At 66.8% G+C, this 20698-nt stretch carries 21 protein-coding genes and 1 tRNA gene; 16 read left to right on the forward strand and 6 right to left on the reverse strand.

The window, feature by feature from the left end; translation table 11 throughout:
* Positions 1-31: 31 nt before the first annotated feature.
* Entirely contained in the window at positions 32-2383 is a 2352-nt protein-coding gene (gene tssI / locus U6958_RS03470; RefSeq protein WP_350337301.1) for a type VI secretion system tip protein TssI/VgrG, read from the reverse strand.
* Between the two features lie 463 nt (positions 2384-2846).
* On the opposite strand from tssI, the gene U6958_RS03475 reads away from it, so the two are divergent.
* From U6958_RS03475 to U6958_RS03520, 10 genes are all read left to right on the forward strand, one after another.
* Complete coding sequence (locus U6958_RS03475; RefSeq protein ID WP_016448601.1) at positions 2847-3578, forward strand: TorF family putative porin; 732 nt, start codon at positions 2847-2849, stop codon at positions 3576-3578.
* 23 nt (positions 3579-3601) lie between these two features.
* Positions 3602-3940, forward strand: coding sequence for a P-II family nitrogen regulator (locus U6958_RS03480; protein ID WP_012202241.1), 339 nt, complete (start codon positions 3602-3604; stop codon positions 3938-3940).
* Positions 3941-3971: 31 nt separating this feature from the next.
* Complete coding sequence (gene amt / locus U6958_RS03485) at positions 3972-5345, forward strand: ammonium transporter (protein WP_026062912.1); 1374 nt, start codon at positions 3972-3974, stop codon at positions 5343-5345.
* 197 nt (positions 5346-5542) lie between these two features.
* Positions 5543-5914, forward strand: coding sequence for a type II toxin-antitoxin system RelE/ParE family toxin (locus U6958_RS03490; protein ID WP_043792857.1), 372 nt, complete (start codon positions 5543-5545; stop codon positions 5912-5914).
* Complete coding sequence (locus U6958_RS03495) at positions 5907-6218, forward strand: XRE family transcriptional regulator (RefSeq protein ID WP_016448598.1); 312 nt, start codon at positions 5907-5909, stop codon at positions 6216-6218. The genes U6958_RS03490 and U6958_RS03495 overlap by 8 nt, the downstream gene beginning before the upstream one ends.
* A 136-nt stretch (positions 6219-6354) precedes the next feature.
* Complete coding sequence (gene glcE, locus U6958_RS03500; RefSeq protein WP_074922561.1) at positions 6355-7494, forward strand: glycolate oxidase subunit GlcE; 1140 nt, start codon at positions 6355-6357, stop codon at positions 7492-7494.
* Between the two features lie 25 nt (positions 7495-7519).
* A complete protein-coding gene (locus U6958_RS03505; protein ID WP_012202244.1) occupies positions 7520-8302 on the forward strand; it encodes a YoaK family protein in 783 nt (260 codons plus the stop codon).
* Positions 8303-8363: 61 nt separating this feature from the next.
* Positions 8364-9614, forward strand: coding sequence for a glycolate oxidase subunit GlcF (gene glcF / locus U6958_RS03510; protein WP_016448595.1), 1251 nt, complete (start codon positions 8364-8366; stop codon positions 9612-9614).
* An 84-nt stretch (positions 9615-9698) separates the two neighbouring features.
* Positions 9699-10565 (forward strand): ProQ/FinO family protein, encoded by an 867-nt coding sequence (locus U6958_RS03515; protein WP_046987537.1) that lies wholly within the window; start codon positions 9699-9701, stop codon positions 10563-10565.
* A 310-nt stretch (positions 10566-10875) separates the two neighbouring features.
* Positions 10876-11394, forward strand: a complete 519-nt coding sequence (locus U6958_RS03520) for an AmiS/UreI family transporter (RefSeq protein WP_074922563.1) — start codon at positions 10876-10878, stop codon at positions 11392-11394.
* A 27-nt stretch (positions 11395-11421) separates the two neighbouring features.
* On the opposite strand, the gene U6958_RS03525 is transcribed toward U6958_RS03520, so the two are convergent.
* Together U6958_RS03525 and lplT are read right to left on the reverse strand one after the other, a co-directional pair.
* Entirely contained in the window at positions 11422-12321 is a 900-nt protein-coding gene (locus tag U6958_RS03525; protein WP_016453626.1) for a DMT family transporter, read from the reverse strand.
* A 63-nt stretch (positions 12322-12384) separates the two neighbouring features.
* Positions 12385-13686 (reverse strand): lysophospholipid transporter LplT, encoded by a 1302-nt coding sequence (gene lplT / locus U6958_RS03530; RefSeq protein ID WP_016448591.1) that lies wholly within the window; start codon positions 13684-13686, stop codon positions 12385-12387.
* 134 nt (positions 13687-13820) lie between these two features.
* On the opposite strand from lplT, the gene alr reads away from it, so the two are divergent.
* Positions 13821-14924 (forward strand): alanine racemase, encoded by a 1104-nt coding sequence (alr, locus tag U6958_RS03535; RefSeq protein ID WP_016453625.1) that lies wholly within the window; start codon positions 13821-13823, stop codon positions 14922-14924.
* On the opposite strand, the gene U6958_RS03540 is transcribed toward alr, so the two are convergent.
* Positions 14925-15365 carry a MarR family winged helix-turn-helix transcriptional regulator gene (locus U6958_RS03540; RefSeq protein WP_016448589.1) on the reverse strand — a complete coding sequence of 147 codons (441 nt, stop codon included), beginning with the start codon at positions 15363-15365 and terminating at the stop codon, positions 14925-14927.
* Between the two features lie 96 nt (positions 15366-15461).
* On the opposite strand from U6958_RS03540, the gene U6958_RS03545 reads away from it, so the two are divergent.
* On the forward strand, positions 15462-16277 hold the full coding sequence (locus U6958_RS03545; RefSeq protein WP_016448588.1) for a siderophore-interacting protein: 816 nt from the start codon (positions 15462-15464) through the stop codon (positions 16275-16277).
* 68 nt (positions 16278-16345) lie between these two features.
* Here U6958_RS03545 and U6958_RS03550 read toward each other — a convergent pair.
* A tRNA-Met gene (locus U6958_RS03550) sits at positions 16346-16422 on the reverse strand.
* Between the two features lie 142 nt (positions 16423-16564).
* On the opposite strand from U6958_RS03550, the gene radA reads away from it, so the two are divergent.
* The 4 genes from radA to U6958_RS03570 all read left to right on the forward strand — a co-directional run bounded on the left by radA (position 16565) and on the right by U6958_RS03570 (position 19792).
* Positions 16565-17950, forward strand: a complete 1386-nt coding sequence (gene radA / locus U6958_RS03555) for a DNA repair protein RadA (protein ID WP_074922565.1) — start codon at positions 16565-16567, stop codon at positions 17948-17950.
* A gap of 83 nt (positions 17951-18033) precedes the next feature.
* Entirely contained in the window at positions 18034-18480 is a 447-nt protein-coding gene (locus tag U6958_RS03560; protein ID WP_046239701.1) for a hypothetical protein, read from the forward strand.
* A gap of 44 nt (positions 18481-18524) precedes the next feature.
* Entirely contained in the window at positions 18525-19463 is a 939-nt protein-coding gene (locus U6958_RS03565) for a branched-chain amino acid transaminase (RefSeq protein ID WP_016453623.1), read from the forward strand.
* A 119-nt stretch (positions 19464-19582) separates the two neighbouring features.
* On the forward strand, positions 19583-19792 hold the full coding sequence (locus U6958_RS03570) for a zinc-finger domain-containing protein (protein WP_012202256.1): 210 nt from the start codon (positions 19583-19585) through the stop codon (positions 19790-19792).
* Between the two features lie 31 nt (positions 19793-19823).
* Here U6958_RS03570 and U6958_RS03575 read toward each other — a convergent pair whose 3' ends face one another.
* Positions 19824-20684, reverse strand: coding sequence for a capsular polysaccharide synthesis protein (locus tag U6958_RS03575; RefSeq protein WP_074922567.1), 861 nt, complete (start codon positions 20682-20684; stop codon positions 19824-19826).
* Positions 20685-20698: the final 14 nt, after the last annotated feature.

The following is a 20698-nucleotide window of genomic DNA, read 5'->3' on the forward strand; positions in this document are numbered from 1 at the left end:
GGGAATGCAGGGGCTGCAGGACATGCGGGCCTCAGCAGTTGAGCCGGTCCATGGGCGAGAGGATCTGGATGTCGCCGGGCGTGATGCGGATGGTGCTTTCGCCGCAGGTCAGCAGGATTTCCTGCTGGGCTTCGAGCCGGATCTTGGCGGCATTGAGCTCAATGCTTTGCCCATCCATGGTGAGCTGGGAGGCCTTGCCTCCACCACCGCCACCGCCACCGCCACCGGGCGCCGTGATGTTCATGGCCATGCCGCCACCGGCTCCGCCTCCCGCGCCACCACCGCTGCCGCCACCACCACCGCCACCACCGCCCACGGTCAGCGAGTACTGCGAGCCCACTTCGGTGCTTTGCTTGCTGCCGACCTTGACCTGGCGCTCCTGCCCCACGGTGAGGCTCTGGTTCATGCCCACATGGGTCTGCATGGCCACGCCGATGTTTTCCATGTAGTTGACGCCGATGTTCATCATCTTCATCCCACCCACGTTCTGCATGTAGGCCATGCCTATGGTCTGGGTCTTGAGCAGGCCGACCGTGACGTGCCAGTTCTGGCCTATCTTGTCGGTCTCGGTCTTGCCGATGGTCTTGCTGCGATTCTTGCCGATGGAGATGTTCTCGTCGATGCCGACATCCTCGTTGCGGTTGTCGCCGATGCTGATCTTCTCGTTATGGTCCACCCGCTCCGTGCGGTTGTTGTGCACGGTGATGGTCTCGTCGCGGTCCACGGTCTCGGTGCGGTCGCGGTGGATGACGCTGGTCTCGTCCCGGTCGATGGTCTTGCGCCGGTCGTTGCCCACCCATTTGTCCTCGTCGTTCTCGACTTCGGTGAGCTGGTCCTTTTGCGCATGCAGCCACAGCTGTTCGGCGCCCGCCTTGTCCTCGAAGCGGATGGCGTTGGCGTCGCCCGGGCCGTTCTTCATGCCCGCGCCTGCGGCACCGCCCTTGCTCGACCGGGTCTTGATGCCCGATTGCGTGGCGTTGGCCGGCAGCGCCCAGGGCGGCATGTTGGCCGCGTTGTAGACGCAGCCCGTGACCAGCGGATAGTCCGGGTCGCCGTTGAGGAAGTCCACCACCACCTCATGCCCTATGCGGGGGATCGAGATGGCGCCAAAGCCCGGGCCTGCCCAGTTGGTGGCCACGCGGATCCAGCAGCTGGAGTTCTGGTCCTTGCTGCCCAGCCGGTCCCAGTGGAACTGCACCTTGATGCGGCCGTATTCGTCGGTCCAGATTTCTTCTCCGGCCGGACCCACGACGACGGCGGTCTGCGGTCCCGTGGTGCGCGGCTTGGGCGTGGTGCGCGGCGGCGTGAAGGCCAGGCTGGTGGGCTGGGCCTGCAGTTCGTAGCGCTGGAAGGAGCCGTCTTCGGCGGCGCTGCCCTTGGCGCCCGGGGCCACAGCGCTGACGCGGGGGTTCTCCTTGAGGTGGTAGCTCAGGCCCGTGATCAGGTACTGCCGGTTCTGGTCCCCGCGCGGGTAGTTGTAGAGGCTGAAGGTGTAGCCCGTGGCCAGCGCCCGGTGGCAGGACTGGCCCCGCACCCGGCTGTGGCCCGTGAGGCCTTGCTTCAGTCGCACGCGGATGTAGGCATCTCCGTCGCCGTACTCCGTGTAGCCGCCCGGCCATTCGTAGGTTTCATGGCCGTCGTGCGCATGGCCCGGTGGATCGCGGCGCATGTGGGACAGTTCGGCCCGGGGCTTTTTGAAGTCGTAGTCGTCGATGTAATGGCGGCCCGGCTTGATTTCCTGCTCCAGCTGCCAGGCGTGGATGTTTTCCTGATCGCCTGCGGCGGCTTTTTCCGGGGGATAGAAGGGAATGGATTCACCGCCGGGCAATGCGCCATGCGAGGCAATGATGTCGTCGCACAGCACCAGGGTGTGCTGGCCCGATGCGTGCTCGAAGAAATAGTAGATGCCTTCGTGCTCCATCAATCGCGAGACGAAGTCGCAATCGCTTTCGTTGTATTGCACGCAGTAGTCCCAACTGCGATAGGCGCGCGTGAGTTTCCTTTGCATTGGATGGCCATAGACGCCCAATACCTGCTCGATGATGTCGGGCACGTTGAGGTTCTGGAAGATGCGAAAGTCGCTCTTGCGCGTGGCCAGCCACAGCCAGGGGCTCAGGCGGGCCTTGTAGGCGTAGTGGCGATGGTCCTGGCCCTGCATGCCGAAGCGGGTGACGATGCCGTCGATGAAGCGCCTGCCGCCGCCCTGGGTTTCTATTTCTATGGTGGCGTTTTTGCCCAATAGGGCCTTGGGATCGATGCTTTCGTTTTCGCTGAGCATTTCCACATCGAGGCTGAAGAGCTGGCTGATGTTTTCCTGGCCGCGCAATTCACGGAAATGCAGTTCATCGCCCAATGGCGTATGGATGGTGACTCGGCGTGTCATTGTATGAACCGCCCTGGGGGCGGCCTCCCGTCTCTTGGTGAGGCGGGATCATAGACAAGCCTATGGCTATAGGGCAATCAAATGCAGGGTCAGATACATCCTGTAAATGTAAGCAATTTCCCATCTTGGATACAGGCATGTATTTGAATGGCAGGCTATCCAATCAGGCATGTTCCAAAATCAGGTAATCCAGACTTGGCTGATCATGTGCTGTGGCAGGCGACCTGGGAATGTGCTGTACTGGGAATGAAAGCATTTGCACTTTTTTGGTGCATTTTTGGTGAGATACCATGTGAGCGACCGCTATCACCGTAACGGTGCAGAACTTCTGCACAAAGCCGGTGCATGGGAGGATGCTGCGGTGCTGCATTGGTGGGCCGGAAGGCGCCCCACCCGGCAGAAAAGACTGGCACGGTCCGTGCTTAACCCGGTTGTCACGAAATTTTTCAAACCGGAGGATCCCATGTCCCGTGCCAGCCTCAAGTCGCTCGCCATCGCCTGTGTCGCCATCGCTCCGCTCTGGGCCCACGCCCAGCTCACGGCCAATGTGTCCCTGACGACGAACTACAAGTTCCGCGGACAGGACCAGGACACGGGACGCAACAAGGCCGTCAAGCCTGCCCTGCAAGGCGGCTTCGACTACACCTTCGGCGACAGCGGCTGGTACATCGGCAACTGGAACTCCAGCGTGGACTGGCTGCCGGGCAACTCCCTGGAAACCGACTTCTACGGTGGCTACAAGTTCAAGGCCGGCGAGGTGGACCTGGACTTCGGGGCCCTGCAATACCTGTACTCGGGCAACTCCAGCGGCAACACCACCGAGCTGTATGGCGCGGCCACGTACGGCCCGTTCACGGCCAAGTATTCGCACACCGTATCCAAGGACTACTTCGGCTGGGCGGGCGAGAAAGCCGGCTCGGGCCTGTCGGGCCGCAATACCGGCTACCTGTGGCTGGGCTTCAGCAAGGAAGTCATGCCCAAGGTGACCGTGAAGGCCTCGCTGGGCTTTACGCGCTTTGCCAGCGACATCAAGGGCCTGGGCGTGCCCAACTATATGGACTACAGCGTGGGCGGTGCCTACGATTTCGGCGACGGCGTGTCGCTGGGCGCGGCCGTCACGGGTGCGAACAAGAAGTCTTACTTTGGTGACGTCAACAAGGCCCGCCTGATCGTGACGCTGACCAAGACCCTGTAACCGGACCTGAGGAGCTAAGCATCATGAAACTGGTGACCGCCATCATCAAGCCCTTCAAGCTGGACGAGGTGCGCGAGGCGCTCTCCGACATCGGCGTGCAGGGCATCACCGTGACCGAAGTCAAGGGCTTCGGCCGCCAAAAGGGCCATACCGAGCTGTACCGCGGCGCGGAATACGTGGTCGATTTCCTGCCCAAGCTGCGCCTGGAGGCCGCCGTGCCCGACGCGCTGGTGGACCAGGTGATCGATGCCATCGAGGCCGCTGCGCGCACCGGCAAGATCGGTGACGGCAAGATCTTCGTGCTGCCCATCGAGCAGGCCGTCCGCATCCGTACCGGCGAGACCGGCGACAGCGCACTGTGAGTTTCAACCCCACGTTTCCCGAAAGACTGCCATGACCAAACGACTTCTTTCCATGGGCCTGGGGCTGGGCCTGCTGGCCGCAGGCGCCGCTGCCCTGGCACAGGAGCCCGCCGCCGCTGCAGCCGTTGCCGATGCGGCCGCTGCAGCAGCCCCCGCCGCCGCGGCCGCAGCCGAGGCGCCGGCCCCCGCGCTCAGCGCCGGTGACACGGCCTGGATGCTGACTTCGACCATGCTGGTGATCCTGATGGTGATCCCGGGCCTGGCACTGTTCTACGGCGGCCTGGTGCGCACCAAGAACATGCTGTCCGTGCTGTGCCAGGTGTTCGTGATCTTCTCGCTGATCACGCTGCTGTGGGCCGTCTACGGCTACTCGCTGACCTTTGCGGGCGAAGGCAACTTCTTCGGCGGCTTCGGCAAGATCTTCCTCAAGGGCATTGCGCCCGACACGCTGGCCGGCGCACTGCCGACCATTCCCGAGTACGTGTTCGTGGCCTTCCAGTCCACGTTCGCCGCCATCACCGTGGCCCTGATCGTCGGCGCCTTCGCCGAGCGCATCAAGTTCTCTGCCGTGATCCTGTTCTCGGTGCTGTGGTTCACCTTCAGCTACATCCCCATGGCCCACATGGTCTGGGGTGGCGGCCTGCTGGGCAAGGACGGCGCGCTGGACTTCGCAGGCGGCACCGTGGTGCACATCAACGCCGGTATCGCCGGTCTGGTGGGCTCCTACATGCTGGGCAAGCGCATCGGCTTCGGCCGTGAGGCCCTGCCTCCGCACAGCCTGACGCTGACCATGGTCGGTGCCTCGCTGCTGTGGGTGGGCTGGTTCGGCTTCAACGCCGGCTCGGCAGGTGCTGCCAACGGCATCGCCGGCCTGGCCTTCATCAACACCATCGTCGCCACGGGCGCCGCCACCATCTCCTGGCTGGCCGCTGAAGCCCTGCACAAGGGCAAGGCCTCGATGCTGGGTGCTGCCTCGGGCGCCGTGGGCGGCCTGGTGGTCATCACCCCGGCGGCCGGCCTCGTGGGCCCCATGGGCGCCATCGTCATGGGCCTGATCGCCGGTCCCGTCTGCCTGTGGGGTGTGTCCGGCCTCAAGAAGCTGCTCAAGGTCGATGACGTCTGCGACGTGTTCGGCGTGCACGGCGTGGGCGGCATCCTGGGTGCCATCCTGACCGGCGTGTTCTGCGCCTCCAGCCTGGGCGGCATCGAGCCGGCAAACTTCAACATGGGCCATCAAGTGTGGGTGCAGGTCAAGAGCGTGCTGCTGACCATCGTCTGGTCCGGTGTGGTGGCTGGCATCTCCTACAAGATCTGCGACTTGGTCGTCGGCCTGCGCGTCAGCGAAGAGTCCGAGCGCCAGGGCCTGGACATCACCACGCACGGCGAGGTGGCGTACTACCGCTGATCGGTTTACAGGGAGTTCATTGCGGATTGGCCTCGGTGCTTGCACCGGGGCCTTTTTTCATTGCCGCGCCGCAAACGCCCTTCAGCGGCTGAGGAAATCAGGAGGCCTGCTGCACGCCAACCGCCTTATGGTGAGTTCCGTTATAAGACGGATCTTTGGCCTATATGCCATTGACGGAATATATTCTGGAGGGAATAATGACCCAGCCCTGGGAGGTGGAGTACACCGACGAGCTTGGCGACTGGTGGGCCGATCTGACGCAGGCCGAGCAGGAGTCCATCGATGCATCGGTTCGATTGCTGGAGGCAAGAGGGCCGAATCTCGGATATCCCCATACGTCCGGCATCGAGCGTTCAAGGCACCCGCACATGCGCGAGCTTCGCGTGCAGCACGAAGGCCGGCCCTATCGGCTGCTGTACGCATTTGATCCGCGCCGCTGTGCCATCTTGCTGATCGGCGGCGACAAGACGGGCGATGGCCGCTGGTATGAGGTGCATGTACCCATCGCCGACCGCTTGTACGACACGCACATCGAGACCCTGAAAAGAGAAGGACGGATCCATGGCTAGGAAATTCAACGAACTGCGCGCCGGCATGTCGCCCGAGGCACAGTCCCGTGCTGCGGCACGGGCCGAGGCCATGCTTGTGGAAATGCAGTTGCAGGAGCTGCGCAAGGCCCGCAACGTGACCCAGGTCGAAGTGGCCAGGGCCATGAGCGTGGAGCAGGCTGCCGTCTCCAAGCTGGAGCGCCGCGAGGACATGTACGTGAGCACGCTGCGCGAGTACGTCAAGGCCCTGGGCGGCGAGCTGAAGCTGGTGGCCTCCTTTCCCGACGCCGACATCCAGGTCCATCCTTTCGAGCCGGCACGATGAAGGCCGCAGGCGGCTGATTCGACTTGCGCCTTTGCCTTTTCGTCCCTGCTGTTTTGCGCCGCCCGCAGAACTTCAAGCGCGCCGTTCAAAAAATTCACGGGTCCGCACCGAGGCGCAAAAGGGCCCAGCCGCTACCATGCAGGCCATGGATTCAGCCCAAAGCCAACTCATCCAGATCGCCGAGCGCGTGCGCGCCGCGGCGGCCGACGCCACGCCGCTGCGCATACGCGGCGGCGGCACCAAGGATTTCCACGGACTGGCCCTGCAGGGCGAACTGCTGGACACGCGGACGCTGGCCGGCGTGGTCAGCTATGAGCCCAGCGAGCTGGTCGTGACCGTACGCGCCGGCACGCCGCTGGCCGAGGTCGAGGCCCTGCTGGCCGCACAGGGCCAGTGCCTGGCCTTCGAGCCTCCGCATTTCGAGGGAGCGGATGGCCGCGCCACCGTGGGCGGCATGGTGGCCTCCGGCCTGTCGGGCCCCTCGCGCGCCAGCGTGGGCGCCGTGCGCGACTTCATGCTGGGGCTGGAGATGATCAACGGCCAGGGCGAGCTGCTGCGCTATGGCGGCCAGGTCATGAAGAACGTGGCGGGCTACGACGTCTCGCGGCTGATGGCGGGCTCCTGGGGCGCGCTGGGCCTGATCACCGAGGTCAGCCTCAAGGTGCTGCCCGTGGCGCCGGCCGAGGCCACGCTGCGCTTCGAATGCACGCAGCAGCAGGCGTTGGACTGGCTCAATGCCTGGGGCGGACAGCCGCTGCCGCTCAATGCCAGTTGCTGGCTGCAGGAAGACAGCGCGGCCCAGGGCGTGCTGTACCTGCGCCTGCGCGGTGCGCGTGCCGCCGTGCAGGCGGCCTGCGGGCGCCTGGGGGGCGAGCGCATGCACAGCGCTGCGGCCGACTGGCAGGCCTGCCGGGAGCACCAGCTGCCCTGGTTCACCGCACGCGCACCGGGCCATGCGCTGTGGCGCCTGTCCGTGCCGCAGACGGCTCCGGCCCTGGCGCTGCCTGACGGCTGCACGGGGCCCCTGGTCGAATGGCACGGCGCACTGCGCTGGGTACAGGCGCCGCGTGCGCTGGGCCATGCGCTGCGCACGCTGGCAAAAGCAGCGGGCGGATCGGCCACCTTGTTCCGCTCCGAGGCCGCAGACCAGCCCGGCGCCGAGCCCGATTTCGACGCCCAGGCGGCCGATGCCACGGCCGCGCTGCATGCACGGCTCAAGCAGGCCTTCGATCCTGCGGGCATCTTCAACCGCGGCCGGCTGGCCGCCGCCTGGTAGGCCGGGCCAACGCCTGGCTCCGCCCATGCGCATGCGCCACCACCTGCACCTGCTCACGGACCGGCACCGCACGGTGGCCAGCAACCGCACGCTGGGCCTGTTGCTGGCCTTCAACGCGGGTGCGGTGAATGCGGGCGGCTTTTTGCTGGTGCACTCCTATACCTCGCACATGACGGGCTTTGTCTCGCTGCTGGCCGACAACCTGGTGCTGGGCAATACGGCTCTGGTGCTCAGTGCCTGCGGCGCGCTGCTGGCCTTTCTGTGCGGCGCGGCCGCGACGTCGCTGCTGGTCAACTGGGCGCGCCACCACCGGCTGCGCAGCAGCTATGCGCTGCCGCTGCTGCTGGAAGCCGCGCTGATGCTGCTCTTCGGCGTGCTGGGCGCGGCCATGCTGGCCTGGCCCACGCCGTTCGCCGTGCCGCTGGCCGTGCTGCTGCTGTCCTTCATCATGGGATTGCAGAACGCCACGGTGACCAAGATGTCGTCCTCGCAGATCCGCACCACGCACATGACGGGCGTGATCACCGACCTGGGCATGGAGCTGGGTCGAGCCCTCTACTGGAATCGCCATGGCAGCCCGCCCGAGCACCGGGTCCACGCCAACCATGTGCGGCTGCGGCTGTTCGCAGGGCTGCTGTCCATGTTCCTGCTGGGCGGCATTGCGGGCGCGCTGGGTTTCAGGCACCTGGGCTTCGTCTTCGTCGTGCCGCTGGCCGTGGTGCTGTGCCTGCTGTCCCTGCCGCCGCTGTGGGCCGACCGTGCGCGGTTGCCCCTGCTGCTGGGCCGGCGGGCCGCGCCTCGCGCATGACCACCGTGTCCGGCTGCCGTGCCTGACCGTTCCCCGATACCCGTACAACAAGAGCCCCACCATGCAGACCCAACTCGCACCCCAGTACCGCGCCACGCCCGAGGGCCAGGAGGCCGAAGCCATTTTGCGCAAGTGCGTGCACTGCGGCTTTTGCACGGCCACCTGCCCGACCTACCAATTGCTGGGCGACGAGCTGGACGGGCCGCGTGGCCGCATCTACCTGATCAAGCAGGTGCTGGAAGGCGGGACGCCCACGCGCGCCACCCAGCAGCACCTGGACCGCTGCCTGACCTGCCGCAACTGCGAAAGTACCTGCCCCAGCGGCGTGCAGTACGGCCACCTGGTGGACATAGGCCGCAAGATCGTCGAGGAGCAGGTGCCGCGTCCCTTCGGCGAGCGCGCCAGGCGCTGGGCGCTCAAGGAGGGGCTGAACTCGCCGCTGTTCGCCCCGGCCCTGAAGCTGGGCCAGGCCGTGCGCGGCCTGCTGCCCGAAGTCCTGGCCGAGAAAGTGCCCCAGCCGCAGGACGCGGGCCGCTGGCCCGTGCGCGAGCATGCGCGCAAGGTGCTGCTGCTGGCCGGCTGCGTGCAGCCCGCGATGATGCCGCGCATCAACTACGCCACGGCGCGCGTGCTGGATGCGGCCGGCATACAGACCGTGATCGCTCCCAACGCCGGCTGCTGCGGTGCCGTGAAATTCCACCTCAACGACCAGGAAGGCGGCAAGGCGCAGATGCGCGCCAACATCGACGCCTGGTGGCCCCAGGTGGACAGCGGCGCGGTGGAGGCCATCGTCATGAACGCCTCGGGCTGCGGCGTCACCGTCAAGGAATACGGCCACCTGCTCAAGGACGATGCGCAGTACGCGGACAAGGCCGCGCGCATCAGCGCCCTCACGCGCGACCTCAGCGAGCTGCTGCCTGAGCTCCTGCCCGAGCTGGCCGAGCGCCTGCAGGGCAGGGTGCGCGCACCGGCCGCGCCCATGGCCTACCACCCGCCCTGCACGCTGCAGCACGGGCAAAAGCTGCGCGGCGGCGTGGAAACCCATCTGGCCAGGCTGGGCTTCGAGCTGCGCGTGGCGCGCACCGAGTCGCACCTGTGCTGCGGCTCGGCGGGAACCTACTCGGTGCTGCAGCCCGAACTCTCGCACCAGTTGCGCGACCGTAAGATCGGCGCACTGACCGAAGGCTTCGATGCCCGGCGGCCTGCAGCCATCCTCTCGGCCAACATGGGCTGCATCGTCCATCTGCAAAACGGAACGGACGTGCCGGTGCGCCACTGGATCGAGGTGCTGGACGAGGCCCTGCCGGCCTGATGCCACCCGGGCAACACCCGCGCATCTGTGCCGCATGCGCGACGCCGTGGGGACTATGCCCGCGCAAGCCTTTGCAATGCTGGCATGATGCGGGGTTTCGTTTTCTCCAAGCCCATGTGCTCCGCCATGACTGAATCCGTGTCTGAACCGCAAGAACAGAACGCCGCGCTGCCGGCGGACGCCGCTGCCGGCACCGTGCCGCAGGCTGCCGCCAGCGCCGATGGCCAGGGCCGCAAGCGCTCGCGCCGCGGCGGACGTGGCCGCAACAAGGGCAAGGCCTCCGAGCCCGTCGCCGACGCCGCAACCGGCGCGGCCGGCAGTGCCGAGGCCAACGCTTCCAGGCCCGTGCGCACCCAGCATCCGCTGCTGGCGCAACTGGCCCAATGGCATCCGAACCTGTTCGGCGAGCAGCCCCTGCCGCTCAAGCGCGGCATCTTCGAGGACCTGCTGGCCGCCCATCCCGAAGCCATCGACCGCGACCAGCTCAAGCTGGCCCTGTCCCAGCACACACGCTCGAGCCGCTACCTCACCGTGGTGGCCAGCGGCCAGGCGCGCCATGACCTGCAGGGCCAATCGGTCGAGCCCATGGCGCCCGAGCATGTGCACCATGCGCTGATCGAGGTCTTTCGCCGCCGCCAGCACCGCTCGCCCGAGGACCTGGCGCCCAAGCTGCGCAACCGCATCATCGCCGCCTACGAGGCCTCGGGCCTGTCCCGCGACGACTATGCGGCGCGTGTGCAGGGCCGTGACGAGGCCACCAACGCCCTGGTGGCCGAGGCCTTGGCCGAAGCCGATGCGCGTTCTGCACGCGACGAAGCTCTGCTGCGCGCCTTCGAGGCCAGCGGCCAGACCACCGAAGCCGGCTTTGCCGACATGTACGGCATGAACCCGCGCCAGGTGGCGCAGCAGCTGGAACGCGCCCGCCGTCGCCTGCAGACGCAGGCGGCCTGAGGTACCAAGGACCGGCGCCAAGGACCGGTGCCAAAGACCGGTAGCACCGCCTGCCGGCACACTCCACCGCCGCGTGCCCGGCAAGGGCCGCGCCGGTGCACCTGCCCTGGATCACAGGCGGCATCTCTGCAGCGGACCCTTCCGCCAGCACGCAGATGCCCACCAGGGGCGGGCCCGGGGATGAACTGTTTCACGGACGCCGCTGCACCCGGCCACGGGGCGGCGGCGCCTTGCCGTGCGCGCTCGTTCCCGTGGTCTGGCAAGGGCGCGCAAGGCACTTCAAAAGCAAAAAAGCAAAAGGAGACTTGCGATGTGGCTGGGTTTGTCGTTGTTCTACGTGGGCGCCGTGCTGTGCCTGAATGGCCTGTGGATGCTGGGGCGCATTGCCGACCGGGAGATCTGGGTCATCAACGTGTTCGCGGGCCTGGTCTCGCTGATCATCGGCCTGGCCTCGGCCTTCGGGCCCGAGCCTGATGCGGCCTCTGTCAAGACCGGCGCGCTCACCCTGCTGTTCGCCTTCACCTACCTGTGGGTGGCCATCAACCGCTTCACGGGGGCCGATGGCCGGGGCCTGGGCTGGTTCAGCCTGTTCGTGGCCATCACCGCCGTGCCCGTAGCCATCGACACCCTGCTGGGCGCGCGCACCGCCATCGACTGGTGGATGGCGGCCAACTGGGCGGCCTGGGCCGTGCTGTGGGCCATGTTCTTCATGCTGCTGGCCCTGGGCCGCAACATCGGCCGCATGACGGGCACGCTGTGCATTGCGCAGGGCGTGCTCACGGGCTGGCTGCCGGGCTACCTGCTGCTGGCCGGGCAGCTCACGGGCTGATTGCGCAGCGTTGGTGCGGGCAGGGCGTCAAGCCCCACGCCGTCGTGCATGCGCCAGCGCAGACAGCAGCGCGGCCGCGATGATGCAGGCACCGCCCAGCAGCGTGCGCGGCGTCAGCACCTCGCCTGCAATCAGCACCGAGGAGACGCTGGCGAACACCACTTCGGCCAGCATGACCACGGCCGTCACGCCGGCCGGCAGGCGCGCGGCGCCGAACTGCAGCGCCCAGTTGCCCAGCATCAGCAGCACGGCCAGGCCGGCGGCGATCAGCATCCAGCTGGCCTGCGGAGCCGGCAGCGGCGGCACCAGGCCCACGCTGCTGCCTGCAAAGGCGCTGAACAGGCCCATCGCCATGCAGCCGCTGAACATGGCCAGCATGCGCGCCTGCGCCGGCACGGCCTGCAGGCGGCGCAGCAGCACATTGGTCAGCGCGAAGGTGAAGCCGCCGAACAGTGCCAGGCCGTCGGCCAGCGACAGACCGCGCAGCAGCCCGGGCGAGCCGCCGCTGAATGTGCCCTCGGGCACGAGCACCAGCGCCACCCCGCCGAAGGCCAGCAGCAGCCGCGTCAGCGCAGCGGGCGTGGGCCGCTCGCCCAGGAGCCTCCAGGCCAGCAGCACCGACCATGCGGGCATCAGATAGAACAGCAGCACCACGCGCACCACGTCGCCAATGGTCACGGCCCAGTTGAAGGCGATGTTGTTGCTGCCCGCGCAGGCGCCCAGCAGGATCAGGGCCGGGTACTGCAGCGCCTGGCGCAGGCTGGCGGGCCGCAGCGCGACCAGGCCGGCCAGCACCAGGGCATACATCAGCGCCGTGGCCCACAGCGGATGCAGGCCGGCCTCGTGCATGGCGCGGAACGGCCACCAGGCCAGGCCCCAGACCAGGGTGTTGAACAGCAGGGCGAGAACGGGCAGCGGGCTATGCATGGGGCAATGAAAAACGCCCGGGCAGGCAAGGCCTGCTCCGGACGCCGTGGGGACAAGGGCAGGCTAGTGGCAATCCTTGCGGGCAATCGCCAGCAGGCGCTCGACTTCCTCGGGATGCTGGCGCAGGTTGTTCCTGTGCCAGCGTCCGATCAGCCACATGATGCCGGCCACCACCAGGCCGAACACCGTGATGGCACCAAAGGCCGACAGCCCGAACTTGGTGGACAGCGCATAGAAGGCGCCCAGCGCCAGGATGCAGGCCTGCTCGTTGAAGTTCTGCACGGCAATCGAGCGGCCCGCGCCCATGAGGTTGTGGCCGCGGTGCTGCAGCAGCGCATTCATGGGCACGACCAGGAAGCCACCCAGGCCGCCCAGCAGGATCAGGAAGGGAATGGCCACCCACACGCTGTGGATGAAGATCATGGCGATCACCAGCAGGCCCATGGTGATGCCCAGCGGAATGACGCGCGTGGCATTGTCCAGCCGCATGCGCATGGATGCGAGGATGGCGCCTGCCGCCGTGCCGATGGCCACCACGCCCACCAGGGCCGATGCCTGGGAGGTGCCGTAGCCCAGGGCCGCCGCGCCCCAGGCCAGCACGATGTAGCGCAGATTGCCCGACACGCCCCAGAACAGCGTGGTCGTGGACAGCGAGATCTGGCCCAGCTTGTCCCCCCACAGCCGCTGGCTGCAGGTCCAGAAGTCGGGCAGCAGGGCCAGGGTGTTGGCCAGCAGGCTCTTGCTGGGGTCCTGGCGCAGCGGGCGCAGGATGGTGTCGGTCAGCGGAATGCGCAGGTTGAACCAGGCGGCCAGCGCATAGACGCCGACCAGCACGGCAATCGCCGCTTCGGCCGCAGTGTCCACGCCCGTGTCCAGCAGCGGCAGGTCGAAGTCCAGCAGATGGGTCGAGATGCCCGGGCTCAGCAACTGCCCGCCCACGAGCACGCCCAGGATGATGGAGGTGATGGTCAGCCCCTCGATCCAGCCATTGGCCTTGACCAGCTGGGAGGCGGGCAGCAGCTCGGTGAGGATGCCGTACTTGGCGGGCGAGTAGGCCGCTGCGCCCAGGCCGACCACGGCGTAGGCGATCAGCGGATGGTTGCCGAACAGCATCATCAGGCAGCCCACGATCTTGATCGCATTGCTGATGAACATCACCCGCCCCTTGGGCAGGGCGTCGGCAAAGGCGCCGACGAAGGGGGCCAGGATCACGTAGAACAGCGCGAACATGGGCACCAGGGCGGCGCGCTGCCACTCGGGGGCGCCATTGGTGCGCAGCAGTTCCACGGCGGTCACGAACAGGGCGTTGTCTGCCAGCGAGCTGAAGAACTGCGCTGACATGATGGTGTAGAAACCGCGCTTCATGGATAGGCAGATGGGGTCAGCCGCAGGGCTGCTGACCGGTTAAATAAGGGCCCCGTGGCAAGTGACTGGCGGTTATATCACGCGGCCTTTGGCCGGCAGTGCCAGAATCCCAAGCTTCTGACTGAGTGAAAACCATGCCGCGTCCCATTCTTGCCACCATCCATTCCGCCGCGCTTCGCCACAATCTGGAGCGGGTGCGGCAAGCGGTCCCCGATGCCAAATTGTGGGCCGTGGTCAAAGCCAACGCCTATGGCCACGGTATCGAAAACGTGTTCGAGGCCCTGCGCGGCGCCGACGGCTTCGCCATGCTGGACCTGGCCGAGGCCGAGCGCGTGCGCCAGCTGGGCTGGCGCGGCCCCATCCTGCTGCTGGAGGGCGTGTTCGAGCCGCGCGACCTGGAGCTTTGCTCGCGCCTGTCCATCTGGCATGCCGTGCATTGCGACGCCCAGATCGACTGGCTGGCCGCGCACAAGACGCAGAACGGCCACCGCGTCTTCCTCAAGATGAACTCCGGCATGAACCGCCTGGGCTTCACGCCCGAGCGCTTTCGCGCGGCCTGGGCCCGGCTCAATGCCTTGCCCCAGGTGGAGGAAATCTCGTTCATGACCCACTTCAGCGATGCCGACGCAGGCGCTGGCCAGTCGGGCATCTCCGCGCAGCTACAGCGCTTTCACGACGCCACGTGCGACCTGCCCGGCGAGCGCAGCGTGGGCAACAGTGCCGCCACGCTGCGCCATGGCGACGATGCCCAGGTGCGCTGCGACTGGGTGCGGCCCGGCATCGTGCTGTACGGCAGCTCGCCCGACTATCCGCAGCACACGGCGGCCCATTGGGGCTTGCAGCCCACGCAGACCTTGAGCTCGCGCATCATCGGCGTGCAGCAGCTGGCTGCGGGGCAGAGCGTGGGCTATGGATCGCGCTTCACGGCCGAAGGTCCCGTGCGCCTGGGCACCGTGGCCTGCGGCTATGCCGACGGCTATCCGCGCCACTGCGGCACCGGCACGCCCGTGCTGGTCGACGGCGTGCGCACCCGCACCCTGGGCCGCGTGAGCATGGACATGCTGGCCGTGGACCTGACGCCCGTGCCCGATGCCGGCATGGGCAGCGAAGTCACGCTGTGGGGCCGCGCCGGCAACGGCGCCGTGCTGCCCATCGACGAGGTGGCCGAGGCGGCCGGCACGCTGGGCTATGAACTCATGTGCGCCGTCGCGCCGCGCGTGAACAAGGCCGTCGATTGATCAGGGCGCGGCCTGGACGCTGTCCCTGGCCCGCTCCAGCAGCGCCATCATCTGCTGTTGCGCGGCAGGCTCCCAATCCTTGAGCAGCCGCGCCGCCAGCGCCTGGCGCGACTGGCGCAGCCGGTCGAACAGGGCCTGGCCCTGGGGGCTGAGGCTCAGGCAGCGCACGCGGCGGTCGCGGGCGTCCGGTTCGCGGTCCAGCCATCCCTGCTCCTGCAACTGCGCCAGCATGCGCGCGAGCTGGGCCTTGTCCATGTGGCTGTGGTCGACCAGATCCCTTTGCGTGCGGCCCGGGTGCCGGCCCACGTACATCAGCACGCGCACCTCGTTGGGCGTCAGCCCGGGCTCCATGGACTCCATGTCCTCGCGCATGCGCGAGCGGAACAGGTGCAGCAGCTCGTGCATGGCCTCGAAGATATCGGCGGGCAGGGAGGCATTCATGGCAGGGTCTTGTGGAAATATGTTGACAAAGTCAACGGATGACAGAGAATTGGTGGACTAAATCAACATTCTAGGCCGTCACAGGCCGTTTCGCCAATGAACTTGCCCAATCCAGCCAACTCTGCCGTGGCGCCTGCCCCCGTCGTCCACCGTGTCCGCCATCCCTTCCGCGCCCGCCATGTGCAATTGCTCTCGCGCGAGCAGCCCAGCCCCGGCTTTGTGCGCCTGACCCTGGGCGGACCCGAACTGGAGGACTTCGTCAGCTCGGGCTTTGACGACCACGTCAAGCTCATCCTGCCCCAGGCCGGGCGCGAACTGCCCGCGCTTCCCGTGCTGCTCGATGGCCGCCCCACCTTCGTGGAGGACGAGCGCCCCACCTTGCGCGACTACACGCCGCTGCGCTACGACGCTGCGCGCCAGAACCTCATCATGGATTTCGCACTGCACGATGCAGGCCCCGCCACTGAATGGGCGCTGACCGCGCCCCTGGGACAGTGGGTGGGCCTGGCCGGGCCGCGCGGCAGCCTGGTGATCTCGGCCAACCTGCCATGGCATTGGCTGTTCGGCGACGAGACCGCCATGCCCGCCATCGAGCGGCGCCTGGCCGAGCTGCCCGCCGGCAGCCGCGCCGTGGTGCGCGTGCAGCTGCGCAACCCTGCCGACCGCCGCCAGTGGAAGAGCACGGCCCAGCTGGACTGTGCCTGGGTCGAATCGCTGGCCGACGCCGTGCAGGCGCTGGAGCTTCCCCAGGACGACGACGGATATATCTGGGCGGCGGGCGAGCACAGCGCCATGGCCGAGCTGCGGCGCCTGCTGCTGGCCAAGGGCGCCGCACCCAAGCGCATGCGCGTGGCCTCGTACTGGAAGCAGGGCCAGGCAGACCACCATGAAGACCTGAACGATCCCAGCTGACCTGCGTGGAGAAAAGCAAGAAAGGCACAGACGAAAAAAAGCCCACCGAAGTGGGCTTTTTTTCGTGGTGGTTGCGCGAGAAGGATTTGAACCTCCGACCTTTGGGTTATGAGCCCAACGAGCTACCAGACTGCTCCATCGCGCGGTAATTCCGCAGTAATTTCGTTTCGCCGCATTTTGTGCAGCGAAGAAGGCAACTATAACCGATATCTCTTTGTCACGCAACTGCGTTAGACAACAGGCAGGCGGGCGGGGCGGCAGCCACCGCTCGGTATAGTGCCCAACCCATGGCCAAAGACAAAACCACGTTCATCTGCAATGCCTGCGGCGGCTCCAGCCCGCGCTGGCTGGGCAAGTGCCCGGCCTGCGGGGCCTGGAATTCGCTGATCGAGGCCGTTGCCGAGCCTGCGGGCGCGGGCAAGAACCGGCTCAGCCAGCCGCAGGGCTATGCGGGCCTGGCCAATGCCCAGGCCGTGATGCCGCTGTCGGCCATCGAGGCCCAGGACGTGGCGCGCACGCCCAGCGGCATCGAGGAGCTGGACCGCGTGCTGGGCGGCGGCATTGTCGAAGGCGGCGTGGTGCTGATTGGTGGCGACCCCGGCATCGGCAAGTCCACCCTGCTGCTGCAGGCCATGGATGCGCTGCACCGCGTGGGCCTGCCCACGCTGTATGTGACCGGCGAGGAAAGCGGTGCCCAGGTCGCGCTGCGTTCGCGCCGCCTGGGGCTGGAGGCCAGCCAGGTCAATGTGCTGGCCGAGATCCAGCTGGAGAAGATCCTCGCCACCATGGAGGCCACGCAGCCGGCCGTGGTCGTCATCGACTCCATTCAGACCGTGTACTCGGACCAGCTGTCCTCGGCGCCGGGCTCGGTGGCCCAGGTGCGCGAATGCGCGGCCCAACTCACGCGCGCGGCCAAGACCACGGGCATCACCGTGATCCTGGTCGGCCATGTGACCAAGGAAGGCGCCCTGGCCGGCCCGCGCGTGCTGGAGCACATGGTGGACACCGTGCTCTATTTCGAGGGCGACACGCACAGCAACTTCCGCCTCGTGCGCGCCATCAAGAACCGCTTTGGTGCCGTCAACGAGATCGGCGTCTTCGCCATGACGGAGAAGGGCCTCAAGGGCGTCACCAACCCCAGCGCCATCTTCCTGTCCCAGCACAGCGAGCCGGTGCCGGGCTCCTGCGTGCTGGTCACGCTGGAGGGCACGCGGCCCATGCTGGTGGAAATACAGGCCCTGGTCGACCAGGGCGGCCCCGCGCCCCGGCGCCTGTCCGTGGGCCTGGACCGGGACCGGCTGGCCATGCTGCTGGCCGTGCTCAGCCGCCATGCGGGCGTGGCCTGCGCGGACCAGGATGTCTTCGTCAACGCCGTGGGCGGCGTGCGCATCAGCGAGCCTGCGGCCGACCTGGCCGTGATGCTGTCCATCACCTCCAGCCTGCGCGGCCGCGCCCTGCCCAAGGGATTCCTGGCCTTTGGCGAAGTGGGCCTGGCCGGCGAAGTGCGCCCCGCGCCGCGCGGCCAGGAGCGCCTGAAGGAAGCCGCCAAGCTCGGCTTCACCATGGCCGTGGTGCCCAAGGCCAATGCGCCCAAGAAGGCCATCCCCGGCCTGACCGTGCATGCCGTGGAGCGCGTGGACGAAGCCATGAACATCGTCCGAGGGATGGGCTGAGGCACTGCCTTGCCGAGCGCATTGCGGGGGCATACGCACTGTCCGCAGCGGTCCTGCGGCGCCTCCATAAGACAATCGGCGCCATGAATTTGCGCAATATCCTGATTCCCCTGGGTCTGCTCGTACTGCTGGTGGCTGCGCACCAGTCCTATGGCTGGATGGGCGTGGTTGCCGTGGGCGGCGGCATCATGATGTGGCTGCTGCTGCATTTCACGCGGCTGATGTCCATCATGAAGAAGGCCTCGGACCGTCCCATGGGCTATGTGGGCAGCGCCGTGATGCTCAACGTCAAGCTCAAGCCCAAAGTCTCGCTGATGCACGTGGTGGCCATGACGCGCTCCCTGGGCGAGCGCCTGTCCGAAGACGGCCAGCATCCCGAGATCTACCGCTGGACCGACGGCACGCAATCCCATGTGACCTGCGAGTTCATGCATGGCCGGCTCGTGAAGTGGACCCTGGTGCGCCCCACGCCCGAACCCGAACCGCAACCCGAGACGGCGGCGGCCCCCGAGGCAGCCCCCGCGCCCTAAAATAGCGGGTTGGTGTTCTGTTCAATACCCCCAAGGATGTTTCTATGAGCCCCGTTGTTCCCTCGATGGCCGATCGTGACGGCAAGATCTGGATGGATGGACAGCTGGTGGACTGGCGCGATGCCAAGATCCACGTGCTGACCCACACGCTGCACTACGGCTGCGGCGCATTCGAGGGCGTTCGGGCCTACAAGACCGAACAGGGGCCGGCCATCTTCCGCCTGGAAGACCACACCAAGCGACTGTTCAACAGCGCCAAGATCCTGCGCATGCAGATCCCGTTCACCCAGGAAGCGGTGAACCAGGCCCAGGTGGAGGTCGTGCGTGCCAACAAGCTGGAATCGTGCTACCTGCGCCCGCTGACCTGGATCGGCGACCGCAAGCTGGGCGTCTCGCCCAAGGGCAACACCATCCACCTGATGGTGGCTGCCTGGGCCTGGGGCGCCTACCTGGGCGAGGAAGGCATGCAGCGCGGCATCCGCGTGAAGATCTCCAGCTTCACGCGCCACCACGTGAATATCACCATGAGCCAGGCCAAGGCGGTGAGCAACTACACCAACTCCATCCTGGCCAACACCGAGGCGCTGGACGACGGCTACGACGAGGCCATCCTGCTGGACGCCTCGGGCTTCGTCTCCGAAGGCTCGGGCGAGAACATCTTCGTCATCAAGGACGGCGTGGTCTACACGCCCGACCTGTCGGCCGGCGCGCTCAACGGCATCACGCGCAATACCGTGATGCACATCTGCAAGGACCTCGGCCTGGAGGTGGTGCAAAAGCGCATCACGCGCGACGAGCTGTACATCGCCGATGAAGTCTTCTTCACCGGCACGGCCGCCGAAGTCACGCCCATCCGCGAGGTGGACCGCATCGAGATCGGCGCGGGCAGCCGCGGCCCCCTGACCGAAAAGATCCAGCAGGCCTTCTTTGACATCGTCAACGGCCGCAACCCCAAGTACGCCCATTGGCTGACTCGGGTCTGAGAAAAATGACCCCCACGCTACCCTTGCTTTGCAAGGTCCACTGCCCCCAGGGGGTGCTTTTCATCTTGGGGCGGCCCGGCGATGAAAATGACAGATACCCACGAAAGAGATAAGCAAGCATGACAACGAATGCCACCGTCGAACTGGCGGCCAAGGACCTCAACGCCCAGGGCGGCGTGTTCTGCCCCAGCCCCAAGGCCGACATGAAGCTGTGGAACAGCCATCCCAAGGTCTACCTGGACGTGGCCCACACCGGCGAGGCCAAGTGCCCCTACTGCGGCACGCTGTACCGCTTGAAGGCCGGCGAAGTCTTCGCAGGCGGGCATTGAGCAAAGCGGGCCTCGGCCCGCTTTGCGTGTCTCAGCGCGCCGAAAGCGCGCGGCTCCAGATGCTGTCTGGCGCAGCACCTCCGTGCAAGGCCAGCATGTCCGTGAAATGGCGCCGTTCCCCGCCGCGCAGCTTGACGATGGGCGCCGCCACCTGCGGCGCCTTCGCCAGGCACAGCTGGGGGTAGAGCAGGTACCACTTCCAGCGCAGGGCGCGGTGGTAGAAGAAGGCGGTGTCCTCGGCCTTGAACAGCGTGAACCGGGCATCGGGCAGCCGGCGCATCACCTGCTGGGCCGTCACATGGATCAGAAGGTAATTTGGATCGGGGATGCCCTGCAGCACCTCGGCGGCGTCGGGCCGCGACTGCAGGCGCTGCAGGTAGGCCGCAGGGCCCTCCACGATCAGCGCCTGGTGAAACTCCTTTTGCCATTCCGATACAAAGCGCGAGCCGGCCGGAGCGCAGAATGACCAGCTTTCGATCACGGGGTAGCGCCTGTCCCTGGTGAAGCCCTCAAGGTAGAAGCCGGTCAGCTCGGCGGCGCCTGCGCCGGCGCCCATCCAGTCCAGCGGCGCGGTCAGAAGCGTGGTGGCATCGAACCAGTAGCCGCCGTGGTGCGCCACCAGATACAGGCGCAGCCAGTCCGATTGCTTGGTGGGGTGGAGTTCGGCAAACGCCGCAGGAAGGTCGCCGCAGGCCACGTACTGGCCCAGGCTCTCTGGTGTCACGACGATGACCTGGTGACCCGGGCATTGCCGCCGCCAGCTGTCCACGCACTGCTGGACGAAAGGGTCCAGGCCGGACTGGTTCCAGTACGTCCAGATCGTCTTCGGGATGTCCGCTGCAAGACCATCGGCTGCCGGGGGCGATGGGGGCAGCTGCAAGGGCGCGGGCATGGTGTAATCTGCGC

The sequence above is a fragment of the Delftia lacustris genome (assembly GCF_040267515.1).
Lineage (GTDB): Bacteria > Pseudomonadota > Gammaproteobacteria > Burkholderiales > Burkholderiaceae_C > Comamonas > Comamonas tsuruhatensis.

What these genes read in the sequence shown, in the direction of transcription:
- radA (WP_074922565.1), top strand. Translation starts at nt 16,565, where the DNA reads ATGGCCAAAGACAAAACCACGTTCATCTGCAATGCCTGCGGCGGCTCC.
- glcF (WP_016448595.1), top strand. Translation starts at nt 8,364, where the DNA reads ATGCAGACCCAACTCGCACCCCAGTACCGCGCCACGCCCGAGGGCCAG.
- U6958_RS03475 (WP_016448601.1), top strand. Translation starts at nt 2,847, where the DNA reads ATGTCCCGTGCCAGCCTCAAGTCGCTCGCCATCGCCTGTGTCGCCATC.
- tssI (WP_350337301.1), bottom strand. Translation starts at nt 2,383, where the DNA reads ATGACACGCCGAGTCACCATCCATACGCCATTGGGCGATGAACTGCAT.
- U6958_RS03570 (WP_012202256.1), top strand. Translation starts at nt 19,583, where the DNA reads ATGACAACGAATGCCACCGTCGAACTGGCGGCCAAGGACCTCAACGCC.
- glcE (WP_074922561.1), top strand. Translation starts at nt 6,355, where the DNA reads ATGCAGGCCATGGATTCAGCCCAAAGCCAACTCATCCAGATCGCCGAG.
- U6958_RS03545 (WP_016448588.1), top strand. Translation starts at nt 15,462, where the DNA reads ATGAACTTGCCCAATCCAGCCAACTCTGCCGTGGCGCCTGCCCCCGTC.
- alr (WP_016453625.1), top strand. Translation starts at nt 13,821, where the DNA reads ATGCCGCGTCCCATTCTTGCCACCATCCATTCCGCCGCGCTTCGCCAC.
- U6958_RS03505 (WP_012202244.1), top strand. Translation starts at nt 7,520, where the DNA reads ATGCGCATGCGCCACCACCTGCACCTGCTCACGGACCGGCACCGCACG.
- U6958_RS03490 (WP_043792857.1), top strand. Translation starts at nt 5,543, where the DNA reads ATGACCCAGCCCTGGGAGGTGGAGTACACCGACGAGCTTGGCGACTGG.
- U6958_RS03560 (WP_046239701.1), top strand. Translation starts at nt 18,034, where the DNA reads ATGAATTTGCGCAATATCCTGATTCCCCTGGGTCTGCTCGTACTGCTG.
- U6958_RS03525 (WP_016453626.1), bottom strand. Translation starts at nt 12,321, where the DNA reads ATGCATAGCCCGCTGCCCGTTCTCGCCCTGCTGTTCAACACCCTGGTC.
- lplT (WP_016448591.1), bottom strand. Translation starts at nt 13,686, where the DNA reads ATGAAGCGCGGTTTCTACACCATCATGTCAGCGCAGTTCTTCAGCTCG.
- U6958_RS03575 (WP_074922567.1), bottom strand. Translation starts at nt 20,684, where the DNA reads ATGCCCGCGCCCTTGCAGCTGCCCCCATCGCCCCCGGCAGCCGATGGT.
- amt (WP_026062912.1), top strand. Translation starts at nt 3,972, where the DNA reads ATGACCAAACGACTTCTTTCCATGGGCCTGGGGCTGGGCCTGCTGGCC.
- U6958_RS03480 (WP_012202241.1), top strand. Translation starts at nt 3,602, where the DNA reads ATGAAACTGGTGACCGCCATCATCAAGCCCTTCAAGCTGGACGAGGTG.
- U6958_RS03515 (WP_046987537.1), top strand. Translation starts at nt 9,699, where the DNA reads ATGATGCGGGGTTTCGTTTTCTCCAAGCCCATGTGCTCCGCCATGACT.
- U6958_RS03520 (WP_074922563.1), top strand. Translation starts at nt 10,876, where the DNA reads ATGTGGCTGGGTTTGTCGTTGTTCTACGTGGGCGCCGTGCTGTGCCTG.
- U6958_RS03495 (WP_016448598.1), top strand. Translation starts at nt 5,907, where the DNA reads ATGGCTAGGAAATTCAACGAACTGCGCGCCGGCATGTCGCCCGAGGCA.
- U6958_RS03540 (WP_016448589.1), bottom strand. Translation starts at nt 15,365, where the DNA reads ATGAATGCCTCCCTGCCCGCCGATATCTTCGAGGCCATGCACGAGCTG.
- U6958_RS03565 (WP_016453623.1), top strand. Translation starts at nt 18,525, where the DNA reads ATGAGCCCCGTTGTTCCCTCGATGGCCGATCGTGACGGCAAGATCTGG.